Here is a 25,960-nt window from a genome sequence, read left to right as displayed (position 1 = left end):
ACAAAAATCAGAATGAAGAAACTTCCATTGCACATCAAGGTGATCATTGGTCTTTTGCTGGGGACCGTTTACGCGTTTCTCTCAGTAAAATTCGGCTGGAACCAGTTCACCCTCGATTACGTCAAACCTTTGGGGGACATCTTCATCAATATTCTGAAAATGATCGCAGTACCGCTGGTGTTGTTTTCCATCATCTCGGGCGTTGCTTCGCTTAAAGACATCAGAAAGCTAGGTCGAATCGGTGCCAAAACACTGGGACTGTACCTGACCACTACCATGATTGCTGTGGTTGTCGGGCTCTTAATCGTGAATGTGTACAAGCCAGGGACTCGCGTCGATGAAGACACACGCAAAGAGTTTCGTGTAAGCTATGAGCTGTGGCAAAAAAGCACGCCTGGTGTTCCCAAACTGGATGATATCTGCCTTTCGTGTGAACCGGAAAATAAAGACCTTGTTGCGAGAGTGGTAGAGAAAGAAGGCCGAGTTGCAAAAAACGAATGGGTTGAAGATAAGCTCAATAAGGCGGAAAATGCGAAAGATCAGGGACCACTACAACCGGTAGTGGATCTGGTGCCATCTAACATATTTGCTTCTCTGGTCGACATGTCCATGTTACAGATCATCTTTTTCGCCGTATTCTTCGGTATAGTGCTTGTGGCCATGCCGGAAGAAAAAAGTAAACCAGTTTTTTCAGTCATTGACGGCTTGAATGAAGCCTTTGTGAAAATGGTGATGATGGTGATGCAAGCCATGCCGATTTTCGTATTTGCCCTCATGGCTGGTCAAATTGTGAAAGCTGCGGGTACGGATCCTGATAAGTTCTTCGAATTACTTTCCTTCCTGTTACAATACTCATTGGTACTGGTCTTTGGGTTAGCCATCATGGCATTCATCTTCTATCCTACGGTTATTTCCACTTTGATCAAGAAAGTCAAGTATTTGAAATTTCTGAAAGGTATCCGAGATGCACAGATCACTGCCTTTTCTACCTCTTCTTCTGTAGCAACATTGCCTGTGACCATGGATTGTATGCACAACAACGTAAAAGTCCCGGAGAAAGTAACGAGTTTCGTGCTTCCTATCGGTGCTACGGTTAACATGGATGGAACCAGCCTTTATCAGGCAGTTGCGGTGATTTCCATGGCCCAGCTACATATGGTGGACCTTACCATCGCGCAACAACTGGTCATCATCTTCACCGCTACATTGGCCTCTATTGGTGCTGCAGCGATTCCAAGCGCCGGACTGGTTTTGATGATCATCGTTCTGGAATCTGTAGGCCTGAATCCTGCCTGGATTGCGATCATATTCCCGGTTGATCGAATTCTGGACATGTGTAGAACCGTAGTAAACGTAACTGGCGATGCAACCGTATCTACTTTGGTTGCTAGCAGCGAAGGTGAATTAGGAGACATGGAATAGCCATTTTTTGCAGGCTTTTTCATTTTTTAGAACTATTCTCCGAGTTTTGCATTTATTCTAACAAAAGGAAGAACTATGGAATCGTCTACCCCTCAAATGGTCAATATATATACGGAATCAAATCCTAACCCCAATTCGCTGAAGTTTGTAGCGAATTACATGTTGATGCCAGAAGGCACCAGCGAGGATTTCCGAACCAAAGAAACAACTGAAAATGCACCATTGGCAGCCAAGTTGTTTGAATTCCCCTATGTCCAGGGGGTATTTTATATGAGCAACTTCATCACAGTTACCAAGGACGAAGAAACAGATTGGTATGAGGTGAAAGGAGAGATCCAAAGCTTTATAAAATCTTATTTGGAATCGGGTGAACCTTTGTTGACCAAAGCTTCGGAAGCTAAAAAGGAGCAGCCAGCAATGCCTCCTATTGGTGGTGAAGAAGATCTGGAAACTAAAATCATCAACATTCTTGACGAGTACATCAAACCTGCTGTTGAGATGGATGGCGGAGCCATTTCCTTCCATTCTTTCAATGACGGCAAAGTGAAAGTACAGTTGCAAGGTTCTTGCTCAGGATGCCCTTCTTCTACGGTTACTCTGAAAGCCGGAATCGAAAACCTTCTGAAAAGAATGGTTCCCGAAGTACAGGAAGTAGAGGCTGAAGGAGTGTGATATTTTAATTAGATTTATCATCCGTAACAAAACTTCTAAATGAATTACTATGGATGAGAATCAATTCAGAGCAGAAATAGCAGAGATATTCAGAGAGCAAGATCGAAGATTCGAACGTGCGCAAAAGCGTATGGACCGAATGGAGACTGCAAGCGAAAAAAGAATAGCGGCAAGTGAAAAAAGGCTTGACCGGATTGAAAAATTGCAGAATAAGAATTCTAATGCTATTTCACGCCTTCAGCAGGTAGTATCTGACTTGATGGATGTCTATCAAGTCAAAGATCAGATTGCTGATCAAAAGTTTGAAAATCTCAATACCCGTGTTCGGGCATTAGAAAAAGGATTAAAATAATCCACAATTTTACAGAACTGGTCATTCTTCAATAAATATGAAGCGACACCAATTTGTACTCAAGCCTGAGCTCGGGTTTGATGAAGCCAATTTACAATCCTGGCTAATAAGAGCCGGACATCTTTCCAAAGGACAATACCATCGCATCACGCGGCGAAGTGTTGATGCACGTCGGAAACAAGTCAAGGTAAATCTGGAAGTAGAGATCAGCGAACAGCCGTTTACCGTTGATTTCGTAGAATACCGACCTCCTCAACGATCTGTAGTAAGCGAATATCCCATCATCATCGTGGGAGCTGGTCCTGCCGGCTTATTTGCTGCCCTAAAGGCCATCGAACTGGGCATGAAGCCTATTGTGCTGGAGAGGGGAAAAGACGTGCAAGCACGACGGAGGGATTTGGCCGCTATCAACAAACACCATGTCGTAAACTCCGAATCTAATTATTGCTTTGGTGAAGGCGGCGCTGGTACCTATTCAGACGGTAAACTTTACACGCGTTCAAAGAAACGAGGCAGCATTCGAAGGGTATTCGAAATTTTGGTGGCCCATGGCGCTACGGAAGAGATCCTTTTCGAAGCACATCCGCACATTGGTACCAATAAACTCCCAAAGATCGTCACCGCGCTGCGTGAAGCCATTCTGGAATGGGGCGGTGAGGTACATTTCGATTCAAAAGTGACCGATTTCCTCGTAGAGAATGACGAGATCAAAGGAGTACGTGTAAACGATCAATACGACCTGACAGGCAAGGGAGTAATTCTTGCTACTGGCCATTCAGCCCGAGATATCTTCGAGCTGCTGCAGCTGAAACAAATCTCAATTGAAGCCAAGCCTTTCGCCCTTGGTGTGCGTGTAGAGCATCCACAACCGCTGATCGATAGCATCCAATACCATTGTGATCTTCGAGGTGATTATCTCCCAGCTGCGGCCTATTCGCTGGTCAATCAGACGCAATTCAAAGGAATAGAACGAGGTGTCTTCTCATTTTGTATGTGCCCCGGGGGATTCATCGTTCCTGCAGCTACGGCTCCAGGAGAAGTAGTGGTCAATGGCATGAGTCCTTCTCGTAGGGATAGTAAATATGCCAATTCTGGAATCGTAGCGGCGGTTGAATTGGAAGATGTCCCTGAATTTCATAATCATGGTGAGTTGGCCATGTTGAAATTTCAACAATCTATTGAGCAAACGGCCTGGGAATTTGGAGGAAAGACCCAAACTGCACCCGCCCAGCGACTGGCGGATTTTGTTCAAAAGTCCACCTCCACTTCGTTGAACGATACTTCTTACCAACCCGGATTGCAATCGGTCGACATACATGAGGTACTACCTCCGTTTATTGCTAGTCGATTGAGACAGGGATTTAAAGCATTTGGCAAGAAAATGCACGGCTATCTGACCAACGAAGCCCAAATAGTTGGGGTAGAAAGTAGAAGCTCCTCCCCAATTCGAATTCCAAGGGATAAAGAAACCCTGGAGCACCCACAGATCAAAGGGTTGTTTCCATGTGGTGAAGGTGCAGGATATGCAGGTGGAATCGTCAGCGCAGCAATGGATGGTGAACGATGTGCCGAAGCTCTACACAATCTCAGAAATAGTATATAGGCTATATACTAGAAAAATATTCATGCATGGGCGTGAAATAATGATCCTCCCAACCTTGCTTGTATTTGATGTCCTCCTCGGTGAGTTGAGAATGGTGGATCTTCAATAGCGTGGTGCCTTCATCATCCTCTTCAAAGTAGATCTCTACAATGGAATGGGGCTGATCATCTGCAAACTCACTGGTTCGCCAGGTCTGTTTGATGTATTCTCCGGGCTTGAGTTCCATGTTGGTTCCCCAGATATATCCGTCCCAGGTCGAAAATTTATCTCCCTCATCTTCGGTGATCAAGGCGCTACCTCCGGTCATTGAACTATGCTGGTCACTGTCCAACCAAGCTAAGTATACTTTTCCGGGAGGAGCGGGAATGGTCGTTTCTATCGTGAATTCCATAGGCCTGACTTAATACAATAAAGATACAGAGAAATGTGATTTACTCTCCGTTAGCCTTCCTGAAGTTTTGAATGTCATCCAGTTGCAATACGGATTGCTGCTCGGCGCTGGGCTCAGAACCTATTTCGATCGAGTTTGCTTTCCAATCATCGTGAAAGCGAGACATTTTAATCTGGCGGATCTTAACACCACGATTGATCAATTCATATGCTACCATTTGGATGTCTGCCAGGGGCACATTGTCACCATAAAACAAGGCATTAGTAGGTTGCTCTAATTGATTGATCTCTGTCGGTCTTTCATGGAGATAAAAGCCCAGGTCACTCAAAGAATAGACAATCTTTCCGTCAGGTAAATGTGGATAATACCGCAGGATCACATCTGTCCTTCGTTTCCCGTCAGACAAACTCGCCCGAATGCTATCCGCACGTCGTTGCAGCATGGTTTCAAATGAAATCGGCGAGGATGCTGTTTTAATCGCAGTATCTTCAAAATCCAGGGCATCGGCATCACCAGGATCATTTCCCGAGTTTGGGGCTTCTTCCTGATCCTCTACAGGAACTTCCTTTGCAAGCGTTTGGGTTTCCTTTGGCTTTTCCTTCGATTGCTTGGAAGAATTAAATTGACCTGCAACTTTCTTCTCCTTGAATACAGTGATCGTTAGAACAAAGGCCAACAGAAAAATGAAAGCCAACATTCCAGAATAATATAAGCCGCGGTTAGGTTGTTCGTCCATACGAATGCTCCACAAAAAATGCCTCTTACAGGTGAGACCAAGTTAACATAAATTTTGTGAGGCATAAAAAAAGCCGTGTCGAAAAACACGGCTTTCTTGATATTAATGGATCGTCTTATGATATTCCTTTTTTCACACTCAAATCCATAGCTATCGGAGTAGCAATGTAAATAGATGAGTAGGTACCGATCAGGATACCGATGATCATTGCAAAGGAGAATGAAGCCAGAGCAGCACCTCCGAAAATAAACAAAATGATCACCACGATCAACGTGGTTACAGACGTGATCAAGGTACGTGAAATCGTATTGTTCAAGGACTCATTGAAAACCGCCTGAAGCTCTGAACCTGTCTTAGTGGCCAGGTTTTCACGAATACGGTCAAACACTACCACCGTATCGTTGATCGAATAACCGATGATGGTCAGGATCGCCGCGACAAATACCTGATCTGCTTCGAAAGAGATACCCAACACATTCGCGATTGCAAAAGCCGAAAGGACAAACATGGTATCGTGGAAAAGGGCGATGATTGCACCCACGCCAAACTGCCACTTGCGGAATCGAACGAAAATGTAAAGGAATATACAGATCAAGGCGAAAAGCCCGGATTTATAAGATGAATTCTTGATGTCATCCGCAATGGTCGCACTCACCTTAGAAGAACTTGAAATGGTAAAGTGCGTATCGTCTACACCATCATCTTTCGAACTATATTGTTGACCGGTGAATGACTCAATTCCGCTGATCAAGGCCGCTCTTACTTGCTCATCAGCAGCATCGGATTCATCATCGATCTGATAGGTTGTAGTTACTTTTAGTACGTTGTTCGCTCCGAAAGTCTTGACTTCCGTTCCCTGGTTATCGAATGCACTCTGAAGTCCCACTTTCAATTCTGAAGGCACCACTGGCTGATTGAAAGAAACTACATAAGAACGTCCTCCCTGGAAATCTACACCTAAAGTCAATCCTTTAGTCAGCATGGCAACGATACCGATTCCGATGAAGATCATACTAAACAGGTAAGCAAACTTTCTCTTGCCCAGGAAGTTGAAGTTCAATTGGGTCAGTGCATTTCTCGAGAAAGCATTGGCAAATGAGATGGTGCTCTTATCTCCTTTCTTAGAGAATGCTTCTACAATTACACGGGTAATGAATACCGCACTAAAGAATGAACATACGATACCGATCATCAATGTGATTGCAAAACCTTTCACCGGACCTTGTCCCAAAACATAAAGCAGGAGACCTGTAATGAATGTCGTTACGTTCGCATCGAAAATAGACCAATATGCCTTTTTGTATCCAGAGCTGATGGCTTGTTTCCAGCCTGCACTATTTCTACGCTCTTCTTTGATCCTTTCAAAGATCAGTACGTTGGCATCAATCGCCATACCAATAGTCAGTACAATACCTGCTGCACCAGGCAGCGTAAAGGATGCACTCAACTGGGCCAAAATTCCAAGAATGAAGAAGATGTTGAAGAACAAGGCCACATTGGCAATCAATCCTCCTTTGGCATAATAGATCACCATGAAGATGATCACAACAATAAGTCCGGCAACAATGGAATTAATTCCTTGCTTTTGGGCCACTTTACCCAGTGTAGGTCCGATCACTGCATCTTCTACGATGGTGGTTGGAGCTGGAAGCGCACCAGCCTTCAAAATGTTGGCCAAGTCTTGTGCTTCTTCGATGGTGAAGTTTCCGGAGATAGAAGAGTTTCCATTAGGGATTTCACCTTGTACGCCTGGAGCGGAATACACATAATCATCCAATACAATTGCGATTCTTCTACCAATGTTGGCAGCAGTCAATCGCTTCCAGGTTCTGGCCCCATTGGCATTCATTTGCATTGAAATAGCAGGTCTGGAATACTCATCCAGGTCTTGTCTCGCATCTGTGACGGTTTCACCAGTAAGGGGTGCTCGACCGGAACGAGATTGCTTGATCACATAAAGCTCCAGTACTTTATCATCATTGAAATCATCTCCCAAGCGCTTGGCTTTCACTTCCCAAAGGAATTTCATCGTTGGAGGGATCAAGGCCTTCACGTCATCACGTTGCAAAATACGGTTGATCTTAGCCGTATCCTTTTGGAAGTAGGTCAGCGCGCCATACTGACTCTGCATCAGGCTGAAAATTTCAGAAGTCTGATTAGCCAGGTTCAAAGAATCCTCATTGATGGTAGAAGAATCACCATCTGCCAGTGCTGAAGAATCACTATCTCCCTCGTCCGTAAGCAAGGCAGAAAGATCATCATTGGCACTTGCCGCATCCTCTGTATCCAGATCGCTACCACTAATGCCAGCAGCCTGACGTTCCGCAACAATGAGTGAATTGATTCTTGACAGCACATCGGTGATCTCATTGAACTCGTATACTTCCCAAAACTCAAGCTTTGCTACACCTTGCAACAGTTTTCTAACTCGCTCCGGGTTATCTACACCAGGTAGCTCAATCTGGATACGGTTGGTTCCCTGCAATCTCTGGATAGAAGGCTGTGAAGTACCGAAACGGTCAACCCTGGTTCTCAGGATCTCGAATGAACGATCAATAGCGCCATCAACCTCAGTATTGATGATCTCCAGAATTTCGCCATCAGAACTGTTGCCACTGATTCTACCTCGGTTAGCGGCTGTAGAGAACATACTTGAAAGGCTCGTCCCAGGAGAAAGCTCCTGAAATACCCGGTAAAATTCATCTACGTAATTGATTTGAGTTCCGCGAATGTTTCTTTTCGCATCGGTCAATGCTTGTTGGAACGTAGCATCTGGATTGTTTCCACTCAACCCTTTGAGGATATCGACCGGAGAAACTTCCAGTACCACATACATCCCACCCTGAAGGTCAAGACCGAGGTTAAGTTCGGTTTCTTTGATGTCTTCATAGGTATATTCAATATTCAGGAGATTGTATACGGGCTCGTTCCATACAGAATCGAGGTAGCGTTGTTTTTCGGCAAATGCTACATTGCCGTTATTATCAGTAGCACTCGCAGTTGCATCCTTTTGGATGGACTGTGCCACAAAAGTGAACGACAAATAATACACGCATAAAAGCGAGATCAATATGGTCAAAAAGACCACAAAACCTTTATTTTTCATTGGTAATGTTTTTCTTAAATAAATTGAAAGTGGTGAATTGAATCGTGTTCACCGCCACGTCCGGCAGTAGATAGCAGCCTAGGGTGCGTTCGGGGATATGATCAACCTAAACAGGACCCTGATCTGTTTAGCATTTACCAAAGGCAGCCCATTGGAAGCGCCTTCCTCGAATTTTACTTCATTTAATTCAGGAAGAACAACAATCAAAAAGCTTTGAAAAGCTACAGAGACCTGAACGGTATGGGTTACCGCCTGATGGATAGAAAACTTCAATCCATCGTCAGACTCTTCCTCTCCATCTGTCCCTTGTTCTGTTTTGGTTATTGCTTGTGTCTCGTGCGCATAAGTTGATCCTGCGATCATCAATACACCACAAGCGATGAGCAAAACAAAAACCTTAATCAAGGGATTTGAGGTGATATGTGAAGGAGCACTCTTCATTTTGGAAACGCAAAGATAACGCAATGCCAGAAACTCTAAAAACCTGAGGATCACTATTCGTCTTTAGCGGATCTTATGTTTCAAAAATGACTCGAGCACATTGAGGGCGCGATCGAAGTGATTGAAGTTCGGGACCACTAAATCCGCCTGATACCTCAAGGGTTCAATGTAGTGTTCAAACGCTGGTGCGACGTGATTTTGATAACGTTCGAGGGTCTCTTCCAGATTGCCATAGCCACGTTCCACCTCATCGCGTTGAATCCTCCTCTTAAGCATCAGCCAAAGTGGCGCATCTACATAAACTTTCAGATCGATCAGATCAGTCAATTCTTCGAAATAACAAGAGAAAATTCCTTCAAACAATATGATAGGTGCCGCACGTACGGTAACCATTGGCTTTGCAGCCCCACGATCAATGTTGTATTCATATTTCTCTACCTCCACATTTTCTCCTGATCTGATTTGAGCCAAATCCTGCTTGAGCTGTTTCAAATCAAAGGATTTCGGGGTATCGAAATTCGCATCTCCATTATCGTCCTTCGGTTGTTCTTCATAAGGAAGATAATAATTGTCAAGTGCGAAAATATCAATGGATTCCGTAGGAAAACGGTCCTTTAAATGGCTGCAGAAAAGACTTTTTCCAGATCCTGATCCGCCGGATACGCCAATGATGTAAGGTTGATTCACGATGAATTGAGAAAGGTTGGACTAGCTTCTTCTATTGATTGGCAAGGTATGAAATCAAATGGTTAATCGCGATACCCCGATGGGATATTCGATTCTTTTCGTCCTTGCTCATTTGTGCAAATGTGCGGGTTTCTCCTTCGGGAAGGAACAATGGGTCATAACCAAAACCCTGATCTCCGGTAAGCGATGTAAGCAATGAGCCCCTTGCAATACCGGTAAAGAATTGTTCTTTTCCACCTCCATCGATATACGCGATGACCGTTCTGAACTGGGCGTGTCGATCACTATTACCTTCCAGCTTTTCAAGCAAGAGCTGATTATTGGCCGTATCATCGGAAGGTTCACCGGCAAATCGAGCCGAATATACGCCAGGAGCCCCATCGAGGGCATCTACTTCCAGACCCGAATCATCTGCAAAACAAGGCTTCCCAAACTTTTCGAAAATGGTTCGTGCTTTGATCAGTGCATTGGCCTTGAAGCTGTCTCCATCTTCCACGATCTCTTCATGATAACCAAGATCCTTAAGCGACTTCACCTCATACTTGCCCTCGAGCAACCTATTGATCTCAGCAGCTTTGCCCGCATTATGTGTGGCAATGATCAACGTTTCCACTTAGAAAATTATTCTCGTATATTTTGTACAAAGAATTCATAAATCAGTACGGCGCTAGGGAAGCCAGAGACCGCAGATGGGAATCCACTTGGAGAAGTGTTGACAATTTCCTGGCTTGGAATGGCGATCAATCCATGTCCACCCACTCGCAACCTGGGATCTTCCTGATTTAGCAAGGCAGTAATACCATCCCGAAGCCCATCGAACCCGATGACTGGGGTTTGCGAAAATGCCCAACCTGATTCAGTGTGGGTAAATCGTAAAATGGGAGAAGCAGTACTCACATTTGCCGCAGTATCTACCACGTTTTGAACACTACTGACAATGGCTGAACCTGTTGTGAAAGTGGCGAAATAGTCAATCTCAACGAAATCATTTAAACGCACCGTATCCCCGTCTCCAGAGTCAAGCACGACAAATCGCACGCTCGTTTCAGTGGTGTCATATTCGGTAATTCCCCGGCCTGCCAGGTAATCAGCAATTTCTTCCAGGTCCTCCGTAAATCGCATATCCGGATCTACAGGCTCAACAAAATCGTCACCAATGTTACACGAGCCCAACGCCATGAGCCCAGCGCCTATGGCAAAAAGAAAAAATGATTTAACGCTTCTCATCTGTCAATTTATTCGACAATCTCCAATAACTCCACTTCAAACACCAATGGCTCATTTGGACCAATAGGCCTACGCCCTGAAGGCCCATAAGCCAACTCACTTGGAATGTACAATACGCCTTTAGATCCTACAGGAAAATAGGTGAACCCTTCATCCCAACCAGGTATTACATTCCTTTGTCCTAAAGGAAACGTATATTCTCCCTGATCAAATACATTTTCCATGTTATTAAAATACATGCCTTTGTATTTCGCCGTGATGCGCTGACCAACCTCAGGTATAGGCCCATTTCCTCTTTCGGTAATCACGTATTGCAAACCAGACTCTGTTTTTACTGTATTTATGTTCTCTGAAGCAAAATATGCTTCGAATGCAGCAGTTTCCTCAGCTAAAAGTTTATTGGCTGCTTCACTTGCTTTTTGTCGGGCAACCACTTCATACTCTTCTAGCGTAAATTGCTCTTCAACACTCAATGCCCACTCAATGCCCTTGTCAGCAGCAATAGTATCCGGCAATGGTTGCCGGAAAGTTTTCTCGAACAGGTCCTTTGCTGGAACAGTAAACCGGACACTATCCCCTACGGAAAGTAATTCAAGCACACTGGCAAATTCTCCATTGATATTGAGCGTATCCTCATAATATTGATAGGGCAAGGTATTTCCATTGGATTCTCGAATGGTTTCACCATCTATACCATACCACATAGTCATCGTAATGATTTGTCCGCTGATCAGTTTATCGCCTTCACCACGAGTCACGAAAGTCACCTCTGTCCCCAGATCAGATTTGTCTCCACTTTGTGAACAGGCACCCAGGATGATTGTAAGGGCGACAGCTAAGAATAAGAATCGTTTCATGTTTTTTATCGGGTGTTGGTGAATATTTTTAGTGATTGAATGCTAAAAGGTACCTGCTCATACCGGATTTGGAGCGAATAAATAGGATTTTGTGAAAGTCTCAATCAGTCCCTCAAATTTTTTAACGGTTTTTTGCAAACCAATGTGTGATATGCCTCCGGAAGCGTTCTTGTGCCCGCCGCCACTAAAGTGTTCACTGGCGAAAGAATTGACCGCATAATCTCCGGTGGACCTGAAAGAAAGTTTTACTTCTTCCTGATATTCAATAATGATCGTGGCCATCACAATGCCATCAATGGATAAAGCGTAATTGACGAGCCCTTCGGTATCTCCGGATTTCAACTCAAATCGCTTGTACTCCTCCGCACTGATCACGAAATATGCGACTTCCAGTTCTGGTCTAACAACTAGTTTTTCAAGGAAAGCATAGCCCATAAAGCGCAGGCGGTTGGTAGAATTTGTATCGTAGATACTACGATTGACTTTATTCACATCTGCGCCTTTGTCGATGAGTTGCGCTACCGTTCTATGAACTTTTGCAGTGGTAGAGGGGTGCTTGAATGAACCCGTGTCGGTCATAATGCCCGCATAGATCACCTCGGCCATGTCTTTGGTGATTTTATCCTTCATGTCTAGCATCAGGATCAGATCATAGATGAGCTCAGCAGTTGCCGCAGCGCCCGTATCCCACAATGAAAAGTCAGCGAAATCTTCGGGATCAAGGTGGTGATCGATCAGTACTTTCGACGCATCAGATGATCTGACAATCGATTCCATCTTCTTAATGCGATTCAAAGACGAAAAATCGAGACAAAAAATGATTTCAGCCTGATTGATTATATCGTCAGCACCCTGTATATCCTTTTCGTATATAGTCACGTCTTCTTGTCCTGGCATCCAATTTAGGAATTGAGGATAAGCAGTAGGCGTAATCACCCTAACCTCATGACCCAATTCCTGGAGTAAATGATACAATCCAAGAGAAGACCCTAATGCATCCGCATCTGGATTGGCATGGGTGGTGATGATAATACGCTTGGGGGATTTGATGAGTTCCTTGAAACCTGGGATGTCAAACATAACCAGCTGTTGCATCCGAATCGACGGATGCGGTTTTTTTATTGAGCGTGCAAAAGTCTTAATAAATCGATAAAATACAAAATGCCGCCTGATAGATGACGTATCACTTAATCTACTATTTTTGCAGCCATTTTACGGAATCATAAATATTCAGATAACAGAAATGGCAGGTACTACCACCTTTACAATGATCAAGCCGGACGCTTTTGGAGCAGGGAACTCAGGAGCGATCTTGAAAATGATTGAAGAAGCAGGTTTCTCCATCAAAGCGATGAAACTTACCCAGTTAACAACTGCAACTGCTGGTGCTTTCTACGCAGTACACAAAGAGCGACCTTTCTACAATGATTTGGTAAGCTACATGTCTTCAGGTCCAATCATCGCGATTGTACTTGATAAAGCAAATGCAGTGGAAGACTTCAGAAAGTTGATCGGAGCTACCAATCCTGCAGACGCAGAAGAAGGAACCATCAGAAAGATCTTTGCTAAGTCTATCGAAGCAAATGCGATCCACGGTTCTGATTCAGATGAAAACGCTCAAATCGAAGCGTCTTTCTTCTTTTCCAGCCTCGAAAGAGTCTAAAAAAGAAAGTAAGAAAAAGAAATTAAGGTCCGTTTATCGGGCCTTTTTTCGTCTCAAGAACTTACTTCTTGTTCTTTACTTGCGGATCCTTCTACCCAGAAGTTATTGAATCCTTCACCAATCACAAGTAGAACTTTTCCTAATTGTATCAGTTCGAGTATCGCGAGGAAACTAAAGATCACGTAGATCTTTTCTGGCTTTTCCTGAATCAAATCCACGAAGCTCAGTTTCTGACCTACCTTGACTCTACCCAATACAAATTCCTTTTGTGAAGCAATCGTATAAGGATACTGGACTATCTTATGCGTAGGCTTATTTTTCTCGATCTCATATTGTGCCATCACCTTCTGGAAGACACGCATCATCTTATATAGATCCAGGTCCTGAAGTTCAGACTCTACATTGGTCAACTGAGAAAGCGAATTGATTTCTTTCATCAGGTTTCCTCTGGACTCCATATTGATCCGGTCGGATTCCATTTTTGATAGCTCGGCTACTACTGACTTGTACTTCTTGTATTCCAGCAGGTTTTTCACCAGCTCTTCCCGCGGATCTACTTCATTGCCATCTTCATCCAGTACCGGCCTGGGAAGTAGCATTTTTGACTTTATACGCATCAAGGTGGCCGCCACAAGAATGAACTCACTCGCCACTTCTACGTTCATTTCCTCCAATCTATGGATATAAGCCAGAAAATCATCTGTGATCTTCGATATTGGAATGTCATAAATATCCAACTCATCCCTTTCGATGAAAAAGAGCAACAAGTCGAAGGGGCCTTCAAATAAAGGCAGCTTAATTTCAAATTTTTCTTGTTCGTCTGTATTACTCATATCGGATAGGAAGTAACACAAAGATCATTACTTCGAGTGAATTTCAAAAAGAAGTAATTTTGCGTTTACTTTTGGAATGACCGGATTTGATTAAACTTTTCAAAGAGTTAATCGTTCCTCTATCATCTCTTTCTATTTTTAAGCGTATGTTGATTCAACCCGGACCATTGTTGTCGAATGTTCAAAATCCATCGGAACTTAAACAACTCGAACAACACCAACTCACTCAACTTAGTGCCGAGCTACGAGAATACATCACCGATCATGTGTCTGTATTTGGAGGGCATTTTGGTGCCAGCCTGGGTGTAGTAGAACTGACGGTTGCCTTACATTATGCCTTCAACACTCCCTCGGATCAGTTGATTTGGGACGTAGGGCACCAGGCTTATGGTCATAAGATCCTGACCGGTAGAAGAGAGCAATTCCATACGAATCGACTGTATGGAGGGTTATCGGGCTTCCCCAAAAGAAAAGAAAGTGAATATGATGCCTTTGGTGTAGGACACTCCTCCACCTCCATTTCTGCTGCATTGGGAATGGCCATGGCTAATCAATATAAAGAAGAAGACAGACATCACATCGCCGTGATCGGTGATGGTGCCATGACCGGAGGATTGGCTTTTGAAGCCATGAATCATGCGGGTGTTTCAAACTCTAATTTGCTCATTGTCTTGAATGACAATTGCATGTCCATCGACCCGAATGTCGGCGCGCTTAAAGATTATCTGACCGATATCACCACTTCTCACACTTACAATAAGTTCAGGGATGAGGTATGGAATATTCTTGGGAAGATCAGCAAATTTGGCCCCAATGCGCAGGACATTGCCGCGAAAGTAGAAAACAGTGTCAAGTCCTTCTTATTGAAGCAGAGCAACCTGTTTGAATCACTGAACTTAAGATATTTTGGACCTGTCGATGGCCATGATGTGAACCATTTGGTAGACGTCTTCAATCACCTGAAAGACATCAAAGGGCCAAAAATCCTGCATTGTGTCACCGTAAAAGGGAAAGGATACAAAGCTGCGGAGCTCAACCAAACCAAGTGGCATGCACCAGGAAAGTTTGACAAGATCACTGGTGAGATCAAGAAAAAAGTTCACACCACGCCCCAGGCACCTAAGTATCAGGACGTATTTGGTAAGACGATCGTAGAACTTGCTAAACAGGATGAAAAGATCATGGGGGTTACACCCGCCATGCCGTCAGGTTCTTCCATGAACATCATGATGAAAGAAATGCCTGACCGTGCTTTCGATGTGGGGATAGCCGAGCAACATGCCGTTACGTTTTCGGCAGGATTGGCTACACAAGGCCTTATTCCTTTCTGCAATGTCTATAGTACATTCATGCAACGGGCCTACGATCAGGTGATCCATGATGTTTGTATTCAAAACTTGCAGGTGGTTTTCTGCATGGACCGGGCTGGATTTGCCGGAGCAGACGGCCCCACGCACCATGGAGCCTACGATATTGCCTACATGCGATGCGTTCCGAACCTGGTGGTTTCCGCACCTATGAATGAAGCGGAGTTACGTAACCTCATGTACACAGCCACCAAATTTGATGGTCCCTTCTCTATCCGCTACCCCAGAGGTCAGGGGGTGATGCCTGAATGGCAGACTCCTATGAAAGAAATTCAAATCGGACAGGGACGCGTGGTTCAGGAAGGAGAAGATTTGGCCTATTTGACCATCGGACACATTGGGAACTACGCAACAGAGGCCATAGAGCGACTGAAAGAAGTGGGTGTTTCCGCCGGACATTACGACATGCGATTTGTCAAGCCTCTGGACGAAGAACTACTTCATAAGATCTTCAAACGTCACAATCGTATCATTACGGTGGAAGATGGCTGTGTCATGGGAGGATTTGGTTCTGCTATTCTGGAATTCATGGCTGATCATGGCTATCAGGCCAAAGTAACTCGTCTGGGAATCCCTGATCGAATTGTCGAGCATGGAGAGCAGTTGGAGTTACATCGCGAATGTGGCTTTGATCCTGAAGGCTTGTATCAGGAAGCATTAAAGGTTGTCGATTTTCAGACAGCCTAGTTCACTGTGCTATGCACAAAACTTCTAAATGATTTTCACGATATTACATGATACATGCATGTTGATCGTACGATAAAACTTTTGCTATTTGCTACGTTGGTACTGCTCATTGTGGGCTGTCGCAACAATCCGGATGTGCGTAGAGAGGCCAACCGGCCTGCGGAAGAATTCATTATCGAGCAGGATTTGGATAAAATCCTGGAACGCGGTTACATGGTCGCGATCATGGATAATAGTTCCACCGGTGTTTTTCAATACAAGGGCCATACCATGGGCTATGAGTACGAGTTACTCAAAATGTTTGCGGACTCCATTGGTGTAGATCTGAGAATTACCATTCAACCTAATCTGGAAGCCGCTTTTGAACTCCTGAACAATGGAGAAGGAGACGTCCTGGCCTACAACCTGACGGTTACCAAGGAGCGCAAGAAAAAGATCAAGTTTTCTGACTATCACAATCTGGTGAAGCAGGTTTTGGTTCAACGCAAACCAGAAAACTGGCGAAAGATGAAGCTGCACGAAATTGAAAAGCAGCTGATCAGAAACCCGGTAGATCTGATTGGCAAAGAGGTTCATGTTCGGTACCATTCTGCTTTTCATTCCAGGTTACAGAATCTATCCGATGAGATAGGAGGCGATATTCTGATTGTAGAAGACTTCCCTAATGTAATGACCGAAGGCCTGCTCGAAAAAGTAGCCAATGGTGAAATTGAATACACGGTAGCGGAGGAGGATGTAGCACTGGTCAATGCAGCTTACTATCCGATCCTCGACATCAAAACCGCGGTGAGCTTTCCGCAACAGATCGCATGGGGTATGCGAAAAAATGCAGATAGCTTACAGCTGACCATGAACAACTGGATCAGGAAAATGAAGAAAACGCCTGAATATCATACCGTGTACAATCGCTATTTCAGAAGCTCACGTCAAAGTCGAAGAAGAAACTACAGCCAATACTCCTCCATGGGTGGCGGCAAACTATCTCCGTACGATTCACTGATCAAAGCAAGTGCAGCCGAATTAGGTTGGGACTGGCGCCTTTTTGCCTCTCAAGTGTTTAAGGAATCAAAATTTGACCCTAAGGCAGTTTCGTGGGCTGGTGCCATCGGCTTGATGCAAGTACTCCCAAGAACCGGAGAATCCTATGGAGCAACTGACCTCAAGAATCCTGAACAAAACCTGAGCGCCGCTTTACAGCACCTGAAGTGGCTGCAACGCATGTGGGACAAAGAAATCGAAGATCCCGAAGAACGCGTAAGATTTTTGTTGGCCTCCTACAATGTGGGCCACGGTCACGTTTTTGATGCCATACGGCTAGCTGATAAACATGGAGAAATCCCAAATCGATGGGATACCGTAAAGAAGTATCTGATCTTAAAAGAACAGCCCGAATATTATAATGATCCGGATGTAGAATTCGGCTATTGCCGTGGCTCAGAGCCCGTCAATTACGTGAAGGTCATCTACACCACTTACGAAAACTACAAGCAGCTATTCCCTGAAGAAAAAGAAGTTGTTGCTACTGAAAGTACCGATCAACAATCTTAGCGGAAGAGAGGGCCATCGGGATACCCCCTCCCGGATGAACACTTCCCCCACAGAAGAATAAGCCTTTGACTTGACGACTTACATTATTGTGACGAAGAAACGCCGCAAACTTGTTATTGGAGCTATTGCCATAGAGTGCTCCCTGGCTTGAACTTGTTTTTGATTCAATGGTTCTTGGCTCCAACAAGCTTTCTTCTTCTATGAGCGATTCAACCGGACGACCAAAAACCCGACTCAGCTTCTTCAGAATATTTTCACGCGCCTGCCCAATCAATGCATCCCAATCCTGTCCATCATTATTGGGCACATTGATCATTGTAAACCAATTTTCACTACCCTCAGGCGCATCGTTTTGATTCAACTTGGAGGTAATATTGATATAAACCGTGGGGTCTTCATCGATCGTTTTTTCCTGAAAGATCTTCCCAAACTCTTGCTGATAATCTCGACTAAAGATGATGTTGTGTAATCCTAATTCCGGAAATTGCTCCTTGATTCCCCAATAAAAAATAAGCGCCGAACTGGACTTTGGTTGTGTCAGTAAATTTTTTGGTGCACGAATTTCTGTAAGTAGTTTCTTGTAAGTTCCTACTACATCCATATTGGAAATCACGCGATCAAAATCCACTTGATTACCGGCCAATTGTATCCCAACAACGTGTTTATTTTTAGTCAGGATTTTATCCACTGGGGAATTCAAATGAAATGTCACGCCTTTTCGTTCCGCTAGTTTCACCAGTGACTTTGTGATCTGATGCATCCCGCCTTTCGGAAAATAGGCTCCTTTGCCATATTCCAGATGGGAAATTATGTTCATCGTGGCAGGCGTTTGATAGGGATCTGACCCATTGTAGGTCGCATAGCGATTGAATAGTTGGGTCATTCTGGGGTCATCGAATTGATCTTTATTCGCCTGATCCATGGTTCTGAAAAAGTCCAGCTTATGCAAATTCCGGTAAGATCGGAAAGCACTCTTTGAAAAATAGGTTTTCGGGTCATGCAAAGACCGGAACATGAACATTTCTCCCAGGTATTCATACAGCGTGGCATTGCGCTCCAATGCTTTTCTGATGTTGTGTGGAGCTTCCCCAATGGAAGCCAGTTCTTCGATCAGTTTTTCCTGATCTGCAAAGGCTGTCAGACGTGTTCCGTCTTCATAAAAGTATTCGCAGACTTCCTTCAATTGTTGGTATTGAAAAAAATCATCAGGGTTTTCTCCCGCCAAAGCAAATAATTCATCCACCAACTCGGGCATTGTGAATAGCGATGGACCCGCATCAAAACGGAAATCACCCAGCCGTACTTCAGACAATTTACCTCCAGGATAGTCGTTCTGCTCAAATACATGGACTTCATGTCCACGAATGGCCATTCGGATCGCACTTGCAATGCCCCCGATACCGGAACCAATCACGGCAATTTTCAAAGGCATATATGGTGTCGTTGATGAAAACTTTGTGCGATGTTTTTCATAGTTTTTGAATTACGTCGGCTCGATGTATCAAGTCCTTGCTATATTCGTATTAAATCATATAATGATTATATCCGCGCTCTATGAAACAGCAAGTTGAGCTACTTTTTGAGGAATATCTTAAAATTCGTCGAATCGATATCACCATCGATCATTTTATTTATCTAATTAACCTCTATCCATCGCTGCTTGTTTGCATGAGTGACGGAGTTTTGGACAAAGAAGAATGGGATGGCGTTCTTCGAATTGCAGACGGTCTCGCAGATGCCTATGCTGAACCCGAAGAAAAGGACCATATGGCACAACTTTTCCGCACGGAATTCCGCTATTTGTTGGAAAACATTGATCGTTGGAAGAAAAAATTCCTGAATGCCCTAAAAAGCCGATTGGAAGAGCACACCGAGGACAAAGAATTTGTCATGGAGGCCATGTACCTATTTGCTAACGCAGCCGATGGCATTTCCGATATCGAGCAGAGTATTATTGAGGAATTGTCTGAGCGGCTGTCTTTAGAGCATTAAATTCTTCTAAAATTCGCTCGAGGTTATCCTCATAACCTTCATTTATCGCATTTTGATAGGCTTTATCCTGAAGTTTCCCTAGTCGCTGAGCTTCCGAATAAGGGAGGTGCGAAAATGTAACCATCGTGTAAAGGGGCAGCCATTCCTCAGGAAATTGTGCGTGTAGTTTGGCTTCGGTCTGTTTGCGTTGCAGGAATTTCTTATCTGCCACTTTGCTACGCATTTCTTTAAAATTCTTCAAGGCCAATTTCGCAATGGCATCGGTATCTACCTTGCGGGTAGATTCAAATTCTTCGAACACACGATCCCAATCATAATCATGGGCTTCGGCTATCTCCATCAGTATCCTGCAATCCTCAAAACCGGAGTTCATGCCCTGACCATAGAATGGAACAATGGCGTGGCTCGCGTCTCCAATCACCAGTGTCCTATTGGAATGCCAAGGGAAAGACTTAATGGTTACCAGTGATGACGTAGGATTCCGATTGAATTCTTTCGAGAGTGAAGGCATTTTTTCGAGTACATCTGGAAAATACTTCCCAAAAAAAGTTTCAACCTCTCCATCATCAGCCAACGATTCGAAGGAATCCTCACCTTCATAGGGCAGGAATAACGTGCAAGTAAACGTCTTGTCCGGATTGGGTAAAGCAATTAACATGAATTGCTTACGTGGCCAAATGTGTAAGTAATTTGGTTCCAATTGGAAGTCCCCGGATGCAGAAGCAGGAATAGACAGTTCCTTGTATCCGTAATCCAGGAATTGCTTGTCAAACTCTCGTTTCTCTGTCTCCAGAATACTTTTACGCACCTCTGAAAAAGCGCCATCCGCCCCGATGAGCAGATCTGGTTCAATTCGGATTTCTGAATCCTCTCTGGCAAAATATACGGTGGTTGGGTCGGTATTTACATCGACACAGCGATGATTAAAGTAATAATGTATGCCTGCTTCTTCCCCGATTGTGATGAGCTTCTTGTTAAGGTTCAGTCGCGACACAGAGTTGATGAATTGACTGTCCGTTCCGTAGGCCTGAAAGGTGGTTTCACCTTTCAAGTCGTGCATCATACGACCCTTCATCGGAACCAGTTCTGACTTCAACTGCTCATAGATACCCGTCTCCTGTAACGCCCTAATGCCCCGATCACTCAATGCCAGATTGATGGACCGGCCATTTTTGACCTGTGCGGTGCGAAGGTCTCCCCGCTTTTCATATATACTGACCTCAAAGCCTCGTTTGCGGAATAAAATTCCTACCAACGATCCGACAAGTCCTGCTCCTATGATTGCGACATGCTCTTTCTTCGTCATGCGTTCTTTTCAAAAGCGTCCTCAAGGATATTGACAAATTCCCATACTTCCTCAAAGCTGTTGTACATAGGAACAGGAGCAGCTCGAATAACGTTCGGTTCACGCCAATCCAGTACCACTCCATGATCAATCAAATGATCAAAAATTTCCTTCCCATGATTGTTGAGAAATATGGATATCTGGCAACCGCGTTCTTCTTTTGTTTTTGGAGTGAGTAAAGTCACCTGGTTACGGATAATGCTCGATTGTCGGAGCAGATGCTCCAAAAACCCGGTTAATTCCAAACTCTTGGCACGCAGGTTTTCTATGCCTGCCTGATCAAATAGAGAAAGTGAAGCATGATGAATGGCCGTCGGTAAAATATTCATGTTGCTCAATTGCCATCCGTCAGCTCCGGTCATTGGCTGAAAAACATTCTCCATTTTGAATCGGATGGCTTCATCTTGTCCCCACCAGCCACCAAGCCGCGGAAAAGTAGTGTCCTTGCTATGTCGCTCATGCACAAAAACTCCGGACACATTGCCGGGCCCTGAATTCAGGTACTTGTAGCTGCACCACACGGCAAAATCTGCTTCATCTTCATGAAGGGACAAAGGCAAGTTCCCGATGGCATGTGCCAAATCAAAACCTGCATACGCACCCACTTCATGACATGCTTTTGTGATCGCTGCTAATTCAAAGAATTGCCCCGTGTAGTACTGGATACCAGGCAACAGGGCCAGCGCCAATTCTTCACCAATCGATGCGATCTGATCAGTGATGGTTTGAGTAGCTACATATCCATCTTCTGGGATAACCAGCTCAACCAGATCTTCTTTGGGGTCCACACCCATGAGTCCCATGAAAGTAGTGGCTGCAAAATGATCAGAGGGGAATGCGCCTTTCTCAATCAGCAATTTCTTTCGATTCCCTTTTGGGCGATAAAAAGAGGCCAGCATCAGATGAAGGTTGGTCGTGAGATTGTTCATACAAACAACTTCATGTGGCTTGGCTCCTACCAGTTTAGAGAGCGATTCCTTTGATAACTTATGATAGTACATCCAGGGATGCTCTCCCTCAAAATGTCCTTCCACAGCATATTCACGCCACTTTTTCATTTCTTTTTCCAGAAACTCAGCGGCAAGTTTCGGCTGCAGGCCCAGTGAATTTCCACAGAAGTAGATCACGGGCTTCCCGTTTTTCATGGGACAGTGAAATTCGTTTTTGAACCGCGCGAGAGGATCTTCCATATCTCTCTTTTTCGCGATCTGAAGTTCTTGTTCGTTGGTCAATTTAAGTTGGGTTAATCAACAAATCGGGGATCCACTTCCATCTGTGTCCCACAGTTTTTACAAGTTCTTAACTCTTCCGAACCATAAAAGGCCCGAAATCGGGGTAAAAAATCTTTTTCAATATTGGTCAAAGGGAAATACGTCTCATGCAGCAAGTGATTGCAATTGTCACAATACCATTGCAAACCGTCCTTTTCCTCACCTTTTCTCTTCATTTCCACTACCAGACCAACAGATCCTTCCGATCGAACCGGAGAGTGCGGCACTTTGGCTGGAAGCAAAAACATTTCTCCTTCTCGAATTGGCACCTCCACAGACTTCCCTTCTTCCTGAATGATCACTTTGATGTCACCTTCCAGTTGGTAGAAGAGTTCTTCGGTTTCATTGTAGTGATAATCTTTTCGGGCATTGGGTCCACCCACGATCATGACAATATAGTCTCCGGCATCCTGGTACAGGTTCTTATTTCCAACTGGCGGCTTAAGGATATCTCGATTGGTATCGATCCACTCACGCAAATTGAAGGGCCTTCTGATCATGTTTCCAAGAATTAATAAAAAGTTAACCTGAGCTGCATAGTTAAGGTTTTTTCAGGAAAAATTATTGGTTTAAGGTTTACTCAAACTTGTCTTGTAGCATGACATCTCGCTACCATTCCTTAATCTCTTCCCACAAGTCCTTCCATTCAGGATTCATCTCGGTGATTAAATCTAATTTCTTCTTTCTGGAACCGCCTTTAGTTGTTTCTATCGTCCTATTGCCTCCTCTATCGAATGAAATAGTTCGTAATAAACCAATTTGTGAAGCTTATACCGAGCAGTAAAACTTTTCGAGTATTTGTTTGTCCTGTGTTCAAATATCCTATTGATCAGATCAGAGGTTACACCGATATATAATGTCGTATTAGAATAATTGGTCATTATGTAAACCGCACCTCCACGTTCCATAGATCTACACTTTATTAAATATTGACCTTCATTTACAAAGTAGCTATTAGTCAAATGTTGTATTTCTTAAGTATTCTATCCGTCATTGCGATGGCACCGGCCACCGGTTTACGAAGCATTCTCATATATACTTTCGTTGTAGATTTAACTTATCCAGACTGCCGCTTCGGCGTTCCGATTCAATTCTTCGCAGAGACGGACTTTAACAAAACGACATTTGACTTTAAGTTGAATGTTTTTTATTGAATGAACTAAAGTTAACTTAGAATACATGGAATTGAACCTCAATGGAAAAACGGCACTGGTCTTTGGGAGCACCCAGGGAATCGGGCATGCAATTGCCAGCAAGTTTGCGGCAGAAGGCGCCAGGGTAATATTGGTAGGGAGAAGCGCAGATAAGCTTGAAAATACGCTCAAAACGTTAAAGAATGACGGGCATGACATACTCGTCGTTAACCAGGAGGACGTGGCTTCCATTGAAGCGGGTGCCGAAAAACTCAAAAACCAGCCCATAGATATTTTGGTGAACAATACCGGCGGCCCAAATCCCGGTTTGGTCTCTGAAGAATCGTGGCAAAATTTTGAAATGGCCATTACCAAACAACTACGGTGTAGTCAAACATTTGCGACCGCTCTGTTGCCGGGAATGCGTGAAAGAAAATTTGGGCGGATCGTAAATATCATCTCTACTTCCGTGAAGGTGCCTATACCCGGTCTTGGGGTCAGCAATACGGTGCGGGGGGCAGTAGCCTCCTGGGCCAAAACCTTGTCTATGGAAGTGGCCGCAGATGGTGTCACCGTCAACAACCTGCTGCCTGGATTCATCAAAACCGGAAGGCTACAGCAGATCATTGAAAGCAATGCTCAAAAATCCGGACGTCCTGTAAACGAGGTAAGTTCAGACATGCAAAAGTCGATTCCTGCCGGAAGATTCGGCGAACCTGAAGAAATGGCCAACATGGCTTTGTTCCTATGCTCAGAGGCAGCAGCCTATGTCAATGGCACCAGTATTCGCATAGATGGAGGTAGAACGGGGAGTATATAAGACTTTACCGTCATTCCGGCCGAAGTGCCGGAATCTCAAAGTTATTTGTAGTTCTAATACGTAGTTTTACTATTTCAACACTAATCCTTCAAAAGCACGTAAATGAGATACCCTACGCGGGCCGCCGGTATTTTTAGACTTCCTACGGAATTTAAGTCGCTAATAACCCTAGCCGGGCGCCCGGCATGACGTGCTTTAACATAAAAAAACCCCGCCGAGGCGGGGTTCATGGTATAGGTCAGGTTTATTAAGCCGTAGCGTCTTCGCGCTGCCTTGCGATGGTGAAAGATTTTCTTTCCTTGTAGCCACAATAGCCGCAAGTGAAATACTTCATCAATTCTCCTTCTTCCGTATCGGTAGCAGGCTGGATCACTTCTTCACGATCTACGCGTAGTGTCTGATAGTTACAATCAGGACATTGCAGTGCGTGAAGGCGTCCGTTATATTTTTCAATTTTTGTAAATCCACTTTCTTCGTCGATCCATACATCATAGTCTACAGAGAAAGCATCTTCCTCCGCCTGCATACCTTCATCCAGGTAAACGTCTTCCTCTTCCTCACTGAGCAGTTTCATTTTTCTGCCATCGGGAGAAGTACGAGGCGTGTATCGCAGACGCTTCAATCTTTTTTCGATGTAAAATGGATAATAGAATTTCAAGACATTTTGCACGACTACTCCAACGATCATTGCAAGCATAACGCTCACAAACAAACGAATAGAGAGCCAGAGCCAGGTAGTTGTACCAGCAATGGTGTTACCAAATAAAGCCATACCAATGATGATCAACAAGATGCCATACCACATGAGATTGATCTCATGCATGTTGATATAGTCATATCGGGTCTTATAATCTTTGGTTGTTATCAGCTTGATAAGGTGTCCTAAAAGGATCAGTACTCCAGCACCTGCAACAGCATAGGCCAAATACCTGCCATACAGGTTTAGCGCATTTAGCAATTCAGACGAGATAGGCTGAGTCATAGCAGTGTATTTTAGATTAACCGGTTAGGGACTTTGGTCACAAAAATGTTATAATTTTTTCTAAATCGGCAATGCATCTTTCCATAAATATAGAGTGAAAAACCGATTAGCCTGTAAAATAAGAAAATTATACCATCGATTCAATGCTAGAATAAAGGAGAAAAGTCCAAAAAATATGGCCGAATTGGATTTTAAGAAATTAAAAATCGTCCTTTTAGGCCTGGAAAGATTATTTAGTTAAAAAAATTGTGACCTGAAAACCTTACTACACAATATCCGTATTACGTGCGAGGAAGATTGGTCAAGATGATTGGTATTTTTATCGTAATTGCGATCCCGATCATCGAATAAAAGGTGTAATGTTTGTGAATTGCTAGTGGCTCTTTTAATCTTTGCATCAAAATCAGAAAAGAAAGAACTTTTCTAAGAAGAACACCATTTTCCCAGAACACAAGCTAATTTTACAGTCCCGTTAATCGGTAAGTAATCAGCTGCATTAAAATATGAAGAAACCGCCATTCAATCAACTGATTAAGAAATCAGAGGTGCCCGTATTAGTGGACTTCTATGCCGATTGGTGTGGCCCATGCCGAACGTTGAGTCCCATCGTTCAGGATGTGGCCAAGTCAATGTCGGGAAAAGTGAAGGTGATCAAAATAAACGTAGATAAAAACAATGCTTTGGCCGCGCAATTCAATATTCGCAGCATTCCTACGTTGATCCTATTTAAAAATGGAGTTCCGGCCTGGCGAAAGGCAGGTCTTCTAACCAAAAAGGAATTGATTAAATCTATAAATAGCTCAATCAATTAAATTTCTAAACTTT

Annotated in this window: 26 protein-coding genes; 10 read left to right on the top strand and 16 right to left on the bottom strand. The window is 44.0% G+C overall.

The genetic code is table 11. The annotated features are described in order from the left end of the window. Window positions 1–12 precede the first annotated feature (12 nt). The 4 genes from R8G66_32960 (at window position 13) to R8G66_32945 (ending at window position 4,049) form a co-directional block, all read left to right on the top strand. Window positions 13–1,422, top strand: a complete 1,410-nt coding sequence (locus tag R8G66_32960) for a dicarboxylate/amino acid:cation symporter (protein MDW3197235.1) — start codon at window positions 13–15, stop codon at window positions 1,420–1,422. Window positions 1,423–1,497: 75 nt separating this feature from the next. Next, complete coding sequence (locus R8G66_32955; protein MDW3197234.1) at window positions 1,498–2,094, top strand: NifU family protein; 597 nt, start codon at window positions 1,498–1,500, stop codon at window positions 2,092–2,094. 49 nt (window positions 2,095–2,143) lie between these two features. Beyond that, entirely contained in the window at window positions 2,144–2,446 is a 303-nt protein-coding gene (locus tag R8G66_32950) for a hypothetical protein (protein ID MDW3197233.1), read from the top strand. 37 nt (window positions 2,447–2,483) lie between these two features. After that, window positions 2,484–4,049, top strand: a complete 1,566-nt coding sequence (locus R8G66_32945) for an FAD-binding protein (GenBank protein MDW3197232.1) — start codon at window positions 2,484–2,486, stop codon at window positions 4,047–4,049. A gap of 1 nt (window position 4,050) precedes the next feature. Here the strand turns inward: R8G66_32945 and R8G66_32940 are convergent, their stop codons facing one another. From R8G66_32940 to R8G66_32900, 9 genes are all read right to left on the bottom strand, one after another. Further along, on the bottom strand, window positions 4,051–4,440 hold the full coding sequence (locus R8G66_32940) for an SRPBCC domain-containing protein (protein ID MDW3197231.1): 390 nt from the start codon (window positions 4,438–4,440) through the stop codon (window positions 4,051–4,053). 40 nt (window positions 4,441–4,480) lie between these two features. Beyond that, window positions 4,481–5,137 carry a hypothetical protein gene (locus tag R8G66_32935; protein ID MDW3197230.1) on the bottom strand — a complete coding sequence of 219 codons (657 nt, stop codon included), beginning with the start codon at window positions 5,135–5,137 and terminating at the stop codon, window positions 4,481–4,483. A gap of 154 nt (window positions 5,138–5,291) precedes the next feature. After that, a complete protein-coding gene (gene secDF / locus R8G66_32930; GenBank protein ID MDW3197229.1) occupies window positions 5,292–8,282 on the bottom strand; it encodes a protein translocase subunit SecDF in 2,991 nt (996 codons plus the stop codon). Between the two features lie 78 nt (window positions 8,283–8,360). Next, window positions 8,361–8,687 carry a hypothetical protein gene (locus tag R8G66_32925; protein MDW3197228.1) on the bottom strand — a complete coding sequence of 109 codons (327 nt, stop codon included), beginning with the start codon at window positions 8,685–8,687 and terminating at the stop codon, window positions 8,361–8,363. A gap of 99 nt (window positions 8,688–8,786) precedes the next feature. Then, window positions 8,787–9,410 carry a uridine kinase gene (locus R8G66_32920; GenBank protein MDW3197227.1) on the bottom strand — a complete coding sequence of 208 codons (624 nt, stop codon included), beginning with the start codon at window positions 9,408–9,410 and terminating at the stop codon, window positions 8,787–8,789. A 31-nt stretch (window positions 9,411–9,441) separates the two neighbouring features. Then, window positions 9,442–10,023, bottom strand: a complete 582-nt coding sequence (rdgB, locus tag R8G66_32915) for an RdgB/HAM1 family non-canonical purine NTP pyrophosphatase (GenBank protein ID MDW3197226.1) — start codon at window positions 10,021–10,023, stop codon at window positions 9,442–9,444. Window positions 10,024–10,031: 8 nt separating this feature from the next. Further along, entirely contained in the window at window positions 10,032–10,637 is a 606-nt protein-coding gene (locus R8G66_32910) for a hypothetical protein (GenBank protein MDW3197225.1), read from the bottom strand. A gap of 8 nt (window positions 10,638–10,645) precedes the next feature. Beyond that, window positions 10,646–11,494: an FKBP-type peptidyl-prolyl cis-trans isomerase gene (locus R8G66_32905; protein MDW3197224.1), complete on the bottom strand. Its 849-nt coding sequence runs from the start codon at window positions 11,492–11,494 to the stop codon at window positions 10,646–10,648. A gap of 57 nt (window positions 11,495–11,551) precedes the next feature. Continuing rightward, a complete protein-coding gene (locus R8G66_32900) occupies window positions 11,552–12,574 on the bottom strand; it encodes a bifunctional oligoribonuclease/PAP phosphatase NrnA (GenBank protein MDW3197223.1) in 1,023 nt (340 codons plus the stop codon). Window positions 12,575–12,737: 163 nt separating this feature from the next. On the opposite strand from R8G66_32900, the gene R8G66_32895 reads away from it, so the two are divergent. Continuing rightward, a complete protein-coding gene (locus tag R8G66_32895; protein MDW3197222.1) occupies window positions 12,738–13,157 on the top strand; it encodes a nucleoside-diphosphate kinase in 420 nt (139 codons plus the stop codon). Between the two features lie 53 nt (window positions 13,158–13,210). Here R8G66_32895 and R8G66_32890 read toward each other — a convergent pair whose 3' ends face one another. Next, window positions 13,211–13,990, bottom strand: a complete 780-nt coding sequence (locus tag R8G66_32890; GenBank protein MDW3197221.1) for a segregation/condensation protein A — start codon at window positions 13,988–13,990, stop codon at window positions 13,211–13,213. A gap of 146 nt (window positions 13,991–14,136) precedes the next feature. Here R8G66_32890 and dxs point away from each other — a divergent pair, with 146 nt between their 5' ends. Both dxs and R8G66_32880 read left to right on the top strand, forming a co-directional pair. Further along, window positions 14,137–16,044, top strand: coding sequence for a 1-deoxy-D-xylulose-5-phosphate synthase (gene dxs, locus R8G66_32885; protein MDW3197220.1), 1,908 nt, complete (start codon window positions 14,137–14,139; stop codon window positions 16,042–16,044). A 54-nt stretch (window positions 16,045–16,098) separates the two neighbouring features. Continuing rightward, a complete protein-coding gene (locus tag R8G66_32880) occupies window positions 16,099–17,592 on the top strand; it encodes a transporter substrate-binding domain-containing protein (GenBank protein MDW3197219.1) in 1,494 nt (497 codons plus the stop codon). Here R8G66_32880 and crtD read toward each other — a convergent pair. Next, complete coding sequence (gene crtD, locus R8G66_32875; GenBank protein MDW3197218.1) at window positions 17,564–19,024, bottom strand: 1-hydroxycarotenoid 3,4-desaturase CrtD; 1,461 nt, start codon at window positions 19,022–19,024, stop codon at window positions 17,564–17,566. The genes R8G66_32880 and crtD overlap by 29 nt on opposite strands. A gap of 122 nt (window positions 19,025–19,146) precedes the next feature. On the opposite strand from crtD, the gene R8G66_32870 reads away from it, so the two are divergent. Continuing rightward, entirely contained in the window at window positions 19,147–19,584 is a 438-nt protein-coding gene (locus tag R8G66_32870; protein MDW3197217.1) for a hypothetical protein, read from the top strand. Here the strand turns inward: R8G66_32870 and R8G66_32865 are convergent. The 4 genes from R8G66_32865 to R8G66_32850 form a co-directional block, all read right to left on the bottom strand. Further along, window positions 19,544–20,890: an NAD(P)/FAD-dependent oxidoreductase gene (locus R8G66_32865; protein MDW3197216.1), complete on the bottom strand. Its 1,347-nt coding sequence runs from the start codon at window positions 20,888–20,890 to the stop codon at window positions 19,544–19,546. The two genes, R8G66_32870 and R8G66_32865, sit on opposite strands and share 41 nt — an antisense overlap. After that, entirely contained in the window at window positions 20,887–22,119 is a 1,233-nt protein-coding gene (kynU, locus tag R8G66_32860; protein ID MDW3197215.1) for a kynureninase, read from the bottom strand. Before kynU ends, R8G66_32865 begins: the two co-directional genes overlap by 4 nt. A 53-nt stretch (window positions 22,120–22,172) precedes the next feature. Beyond that, window positions 22,173–22,700 carry a 3-hydroxyanthranilate 3,4-dioxygenase gene (locus R8G66_32855; protein ID MDW3197214.1) on the bottom strand — a complete coding sequence of 176 codons (528 nt, stop codon included), beginning with the start codon at window positions 22,698–22,700 and terminating at the stop codon, window positions 22,173–22,175. A gap of 207 nt (window positions 22,701–22,907) precedes the next feature. Continuing rightward, a complete protein-coding gene (locus R8G66_32850) occupies window positions 22,908–23,081 on the bottom strand; it encodes a GIY-YIG nuclease family protein (protein ID MDW3197213.1) in 174 nt (57 codons plus the stop codon). 298 nt (window positions 23,082–23,379) lie between these two features. Between R8G66_32850 and R8G66_32845 the strand changes: the two genes are divergently transcribed. Next, window positions 23,380–24,153: an SDR family oxidoreductase gene (locus R8G66_32845; protein MDW3197212.1), complete on the top strand. Its 774-nt coding sequence runs from the start codon at window positions 23,380–23,382 to the stop codon at window positions 24,151–24,153. A gap of 247 nt (window positions 24,154–24,400) precedes the next feature. On the opposite strand, the gene R8G66_32840 is transcribed toward R8G66_32845, so the two are convergent. Continuing rightward, window positions 24,401–25,135 carry a hypothetical protein gene (locus tag R8G66_32840; GenBank protein ID MDW3197211.1) on the bottom strand — a complete coding sequence of 245 codons (735 nt, stop codon included), beginning with the start codon at window positions 25,133–25,135 and terminating at the stop codon, window positions 24,401–24,403. Window positions 25,136–25,638: 503 nt separating this feature from the next. On the opposite strand from R8G66_32840, the gene trxA reads away from it, so the two are divergent. Next, window positions 25,639–25,947 carry a thioredoxin gene (gene trxA, locus R8G66_32835; GenBank protein ID MDW3197210.1) on the top strand — a complete coding sequence of 103 codons (309 nt, stop codon included), beginning with the start codon at window positions 25,639–25,641 and terminating at the stop codon, window positions 25,945–25,947. Window positions 25,948–25,960 lie beyond the last annotated feature (13 nt).

The organism is Cytophagales bacterium, from assembly GCA_033344775.1.
Classification (GTDB): domain Bacteria; phylum Bacteroidota; class Bacteroidia; order Cytophagales; family Cyclobacteriaceae; genus JAWPMT01.
The sequence above is the reverse complement of the archived record's forward strand: the minus strand, read 5'-3'. Positions and strand labels throughout refer to the sequence as shown.

Excerpts from the sequence above, each read along its gene's own strand:
- R8G66_32960 (MDW3197235.1), top strand. The coding sequence starts at position 13 with ATGAAGAAACTTCCATTGCACATCAAGGTGATCATTGGTCTTTTGCTG.
- R8G66_32955 (MDW3197234.1), top strand. The coding sequence starts at position 1,498 with ATGGAATCGTCTACCCCTCAAATGGTCAATATATATACGGAATCAAAT.
- R8G66_32950 (MDW3197233.1), top strand. The coding sequence starts at position 2,144 with ATGGATGAGAATCAATTCAGAGCAGAAATAGCAGAGATATTCAGAGAG.
- R8G66_32945 (MDW3197232.1), top strand. The coding sequence starts at position 2,484 with ATGAAGCGACACCAATTTGTACTCAAGCCTGAGCTCGGGTTTGATGAA.
- R8G66_32940 (MDW3197231.1), bottom strand. The coding sequence starts at position 4,440 with ATGGAATTCACGATAGAAACGACCATTCCCGCTCCTCCCGGAAAAGTA.
- R8G66_32935 (MDW3197230.1), bottom strand. The coding sequence starts at position 5,137 with ATGTTGGCTTTCATTTTTCTGTTGGCCTTTGTTCTAACGATCACTGTA.
- secDF (MDW3197229.1), bottom strand. The coding sequence starts at position 8,282 with ATGAAAAATAAAGGTTTTGTGGTCTTTTTGACCATATTGATCTCGCTT.
- R8G66_32910 (MDW3197225.1), bottom strand. The coding sequence starts at position 10,637 with ATGAGAAGCGTTAAATCATTTTTTCTTTTTGCCATAGGCGCTGGGCTC.
- R8G66_32905 (MDW3197224.1), bottom strand. The coding sequence starts at position 11,494 with ATGAAACGATTCTTATTCTTAGCTGTCGCCCTTACAATCATCCTGGGT.
- R8G66_32900 (MDW3197223.1), bottom strand. The coding sequence starts at position 12,574 with ATGTTTGACATCCCAGGTTTCAAGGAACTCATCAAATCCCCCAAGCGT.
- R8G66_32895 (MDW3197222.1), top strand. The coding sequence starts at position 12,738 with ATGGCAGGTACTACCACCTTTACAATGATCAAGCCGGACGCTTTTGGA.
- R8G66_32890 (MDW3197221.1), bottom strand. The coding sequence starts at position 13,990 with ATGAGTAATACAGACGAACAAGAAAAATTTGAAATTAAGCTGCCTTTA.
- dxs (MDW3197220.1), top strand. The coding sequence starts at position 14,137 with ATGTTGATTCAACCCGGACCATTGTTGTCGAATGTTCAAAATCCATCG.
- R8G66_32880 (MDW3197219.1), top strand. The coding sequence starts at position 16,099 with ATGCATGTTGATCGTACGATAAAACTTTTGCTATTTGCTACGTTGGTA.
- crtD (MDW3197218.1), bottom strand. The coding sequence starts at position 19,024 with ATGCCTTTGAAAATTGCCGTGATTGGTTCCGGTATCGGGGGCATTGCA.
- R8G66_32870 (MDW3197217.1), top strand. The coding sequence starts at position 19,147 with ATGAAACAGCAAGTTGAGCTACTTTTTGAGGAATATCTTAAAATTCGT.
- R8G66_32865 (MDW3197216.1), bottom strand. The coding sequence starts at position 20,890 with ATGACGAAGAAAGAGCATGTCGCAATCATAGGAGCAGGACTTGTCGGA.
- kynU (MDW3197215.1), bottom strand. The coding sequence starts at position 22,119 with ATGGAAGATCCTCTCGCGCGGTTCAAAAACGAATTTCACTGTCCCATG.
- R8G66_32855 (MDW3197214.1), bottom strand. The coding sequence starts at position 22,700 with ATGATCAGAAGGCCCTTCAATTTGCGTGAGTGGATCGATACCAATCGA.
- R8G66_32850 (MDW3197213.1), bottom strand. The coding sequence starts at position 23,081 with ATGACCAATTATTCTAATACGACATTATATATCGGTGTAACCTCTGAT.
- R8G66_32845 (MDW3197212.1), top strand. The coding sequence starts at position 23,380 with ATGGAATTGAACCTCAATGGAAAAACGGCACTGGTCTTTGGGAGCACC.
- R8G66_32840 (MDW3197211.1), bottom strand. The coding sequence starts at position 25,135 with ATGACTCAGCCTATCTCGTCTGAATTGCTAAATGCGCTAAACCTGTAT.
- trxA (MDW3197210.1), top strand. The coding sequence starts at position 25,639 with ATGAAGAAACCGCCATTCAATCAACTGATTAAGAAATCAGAGGTGCCC.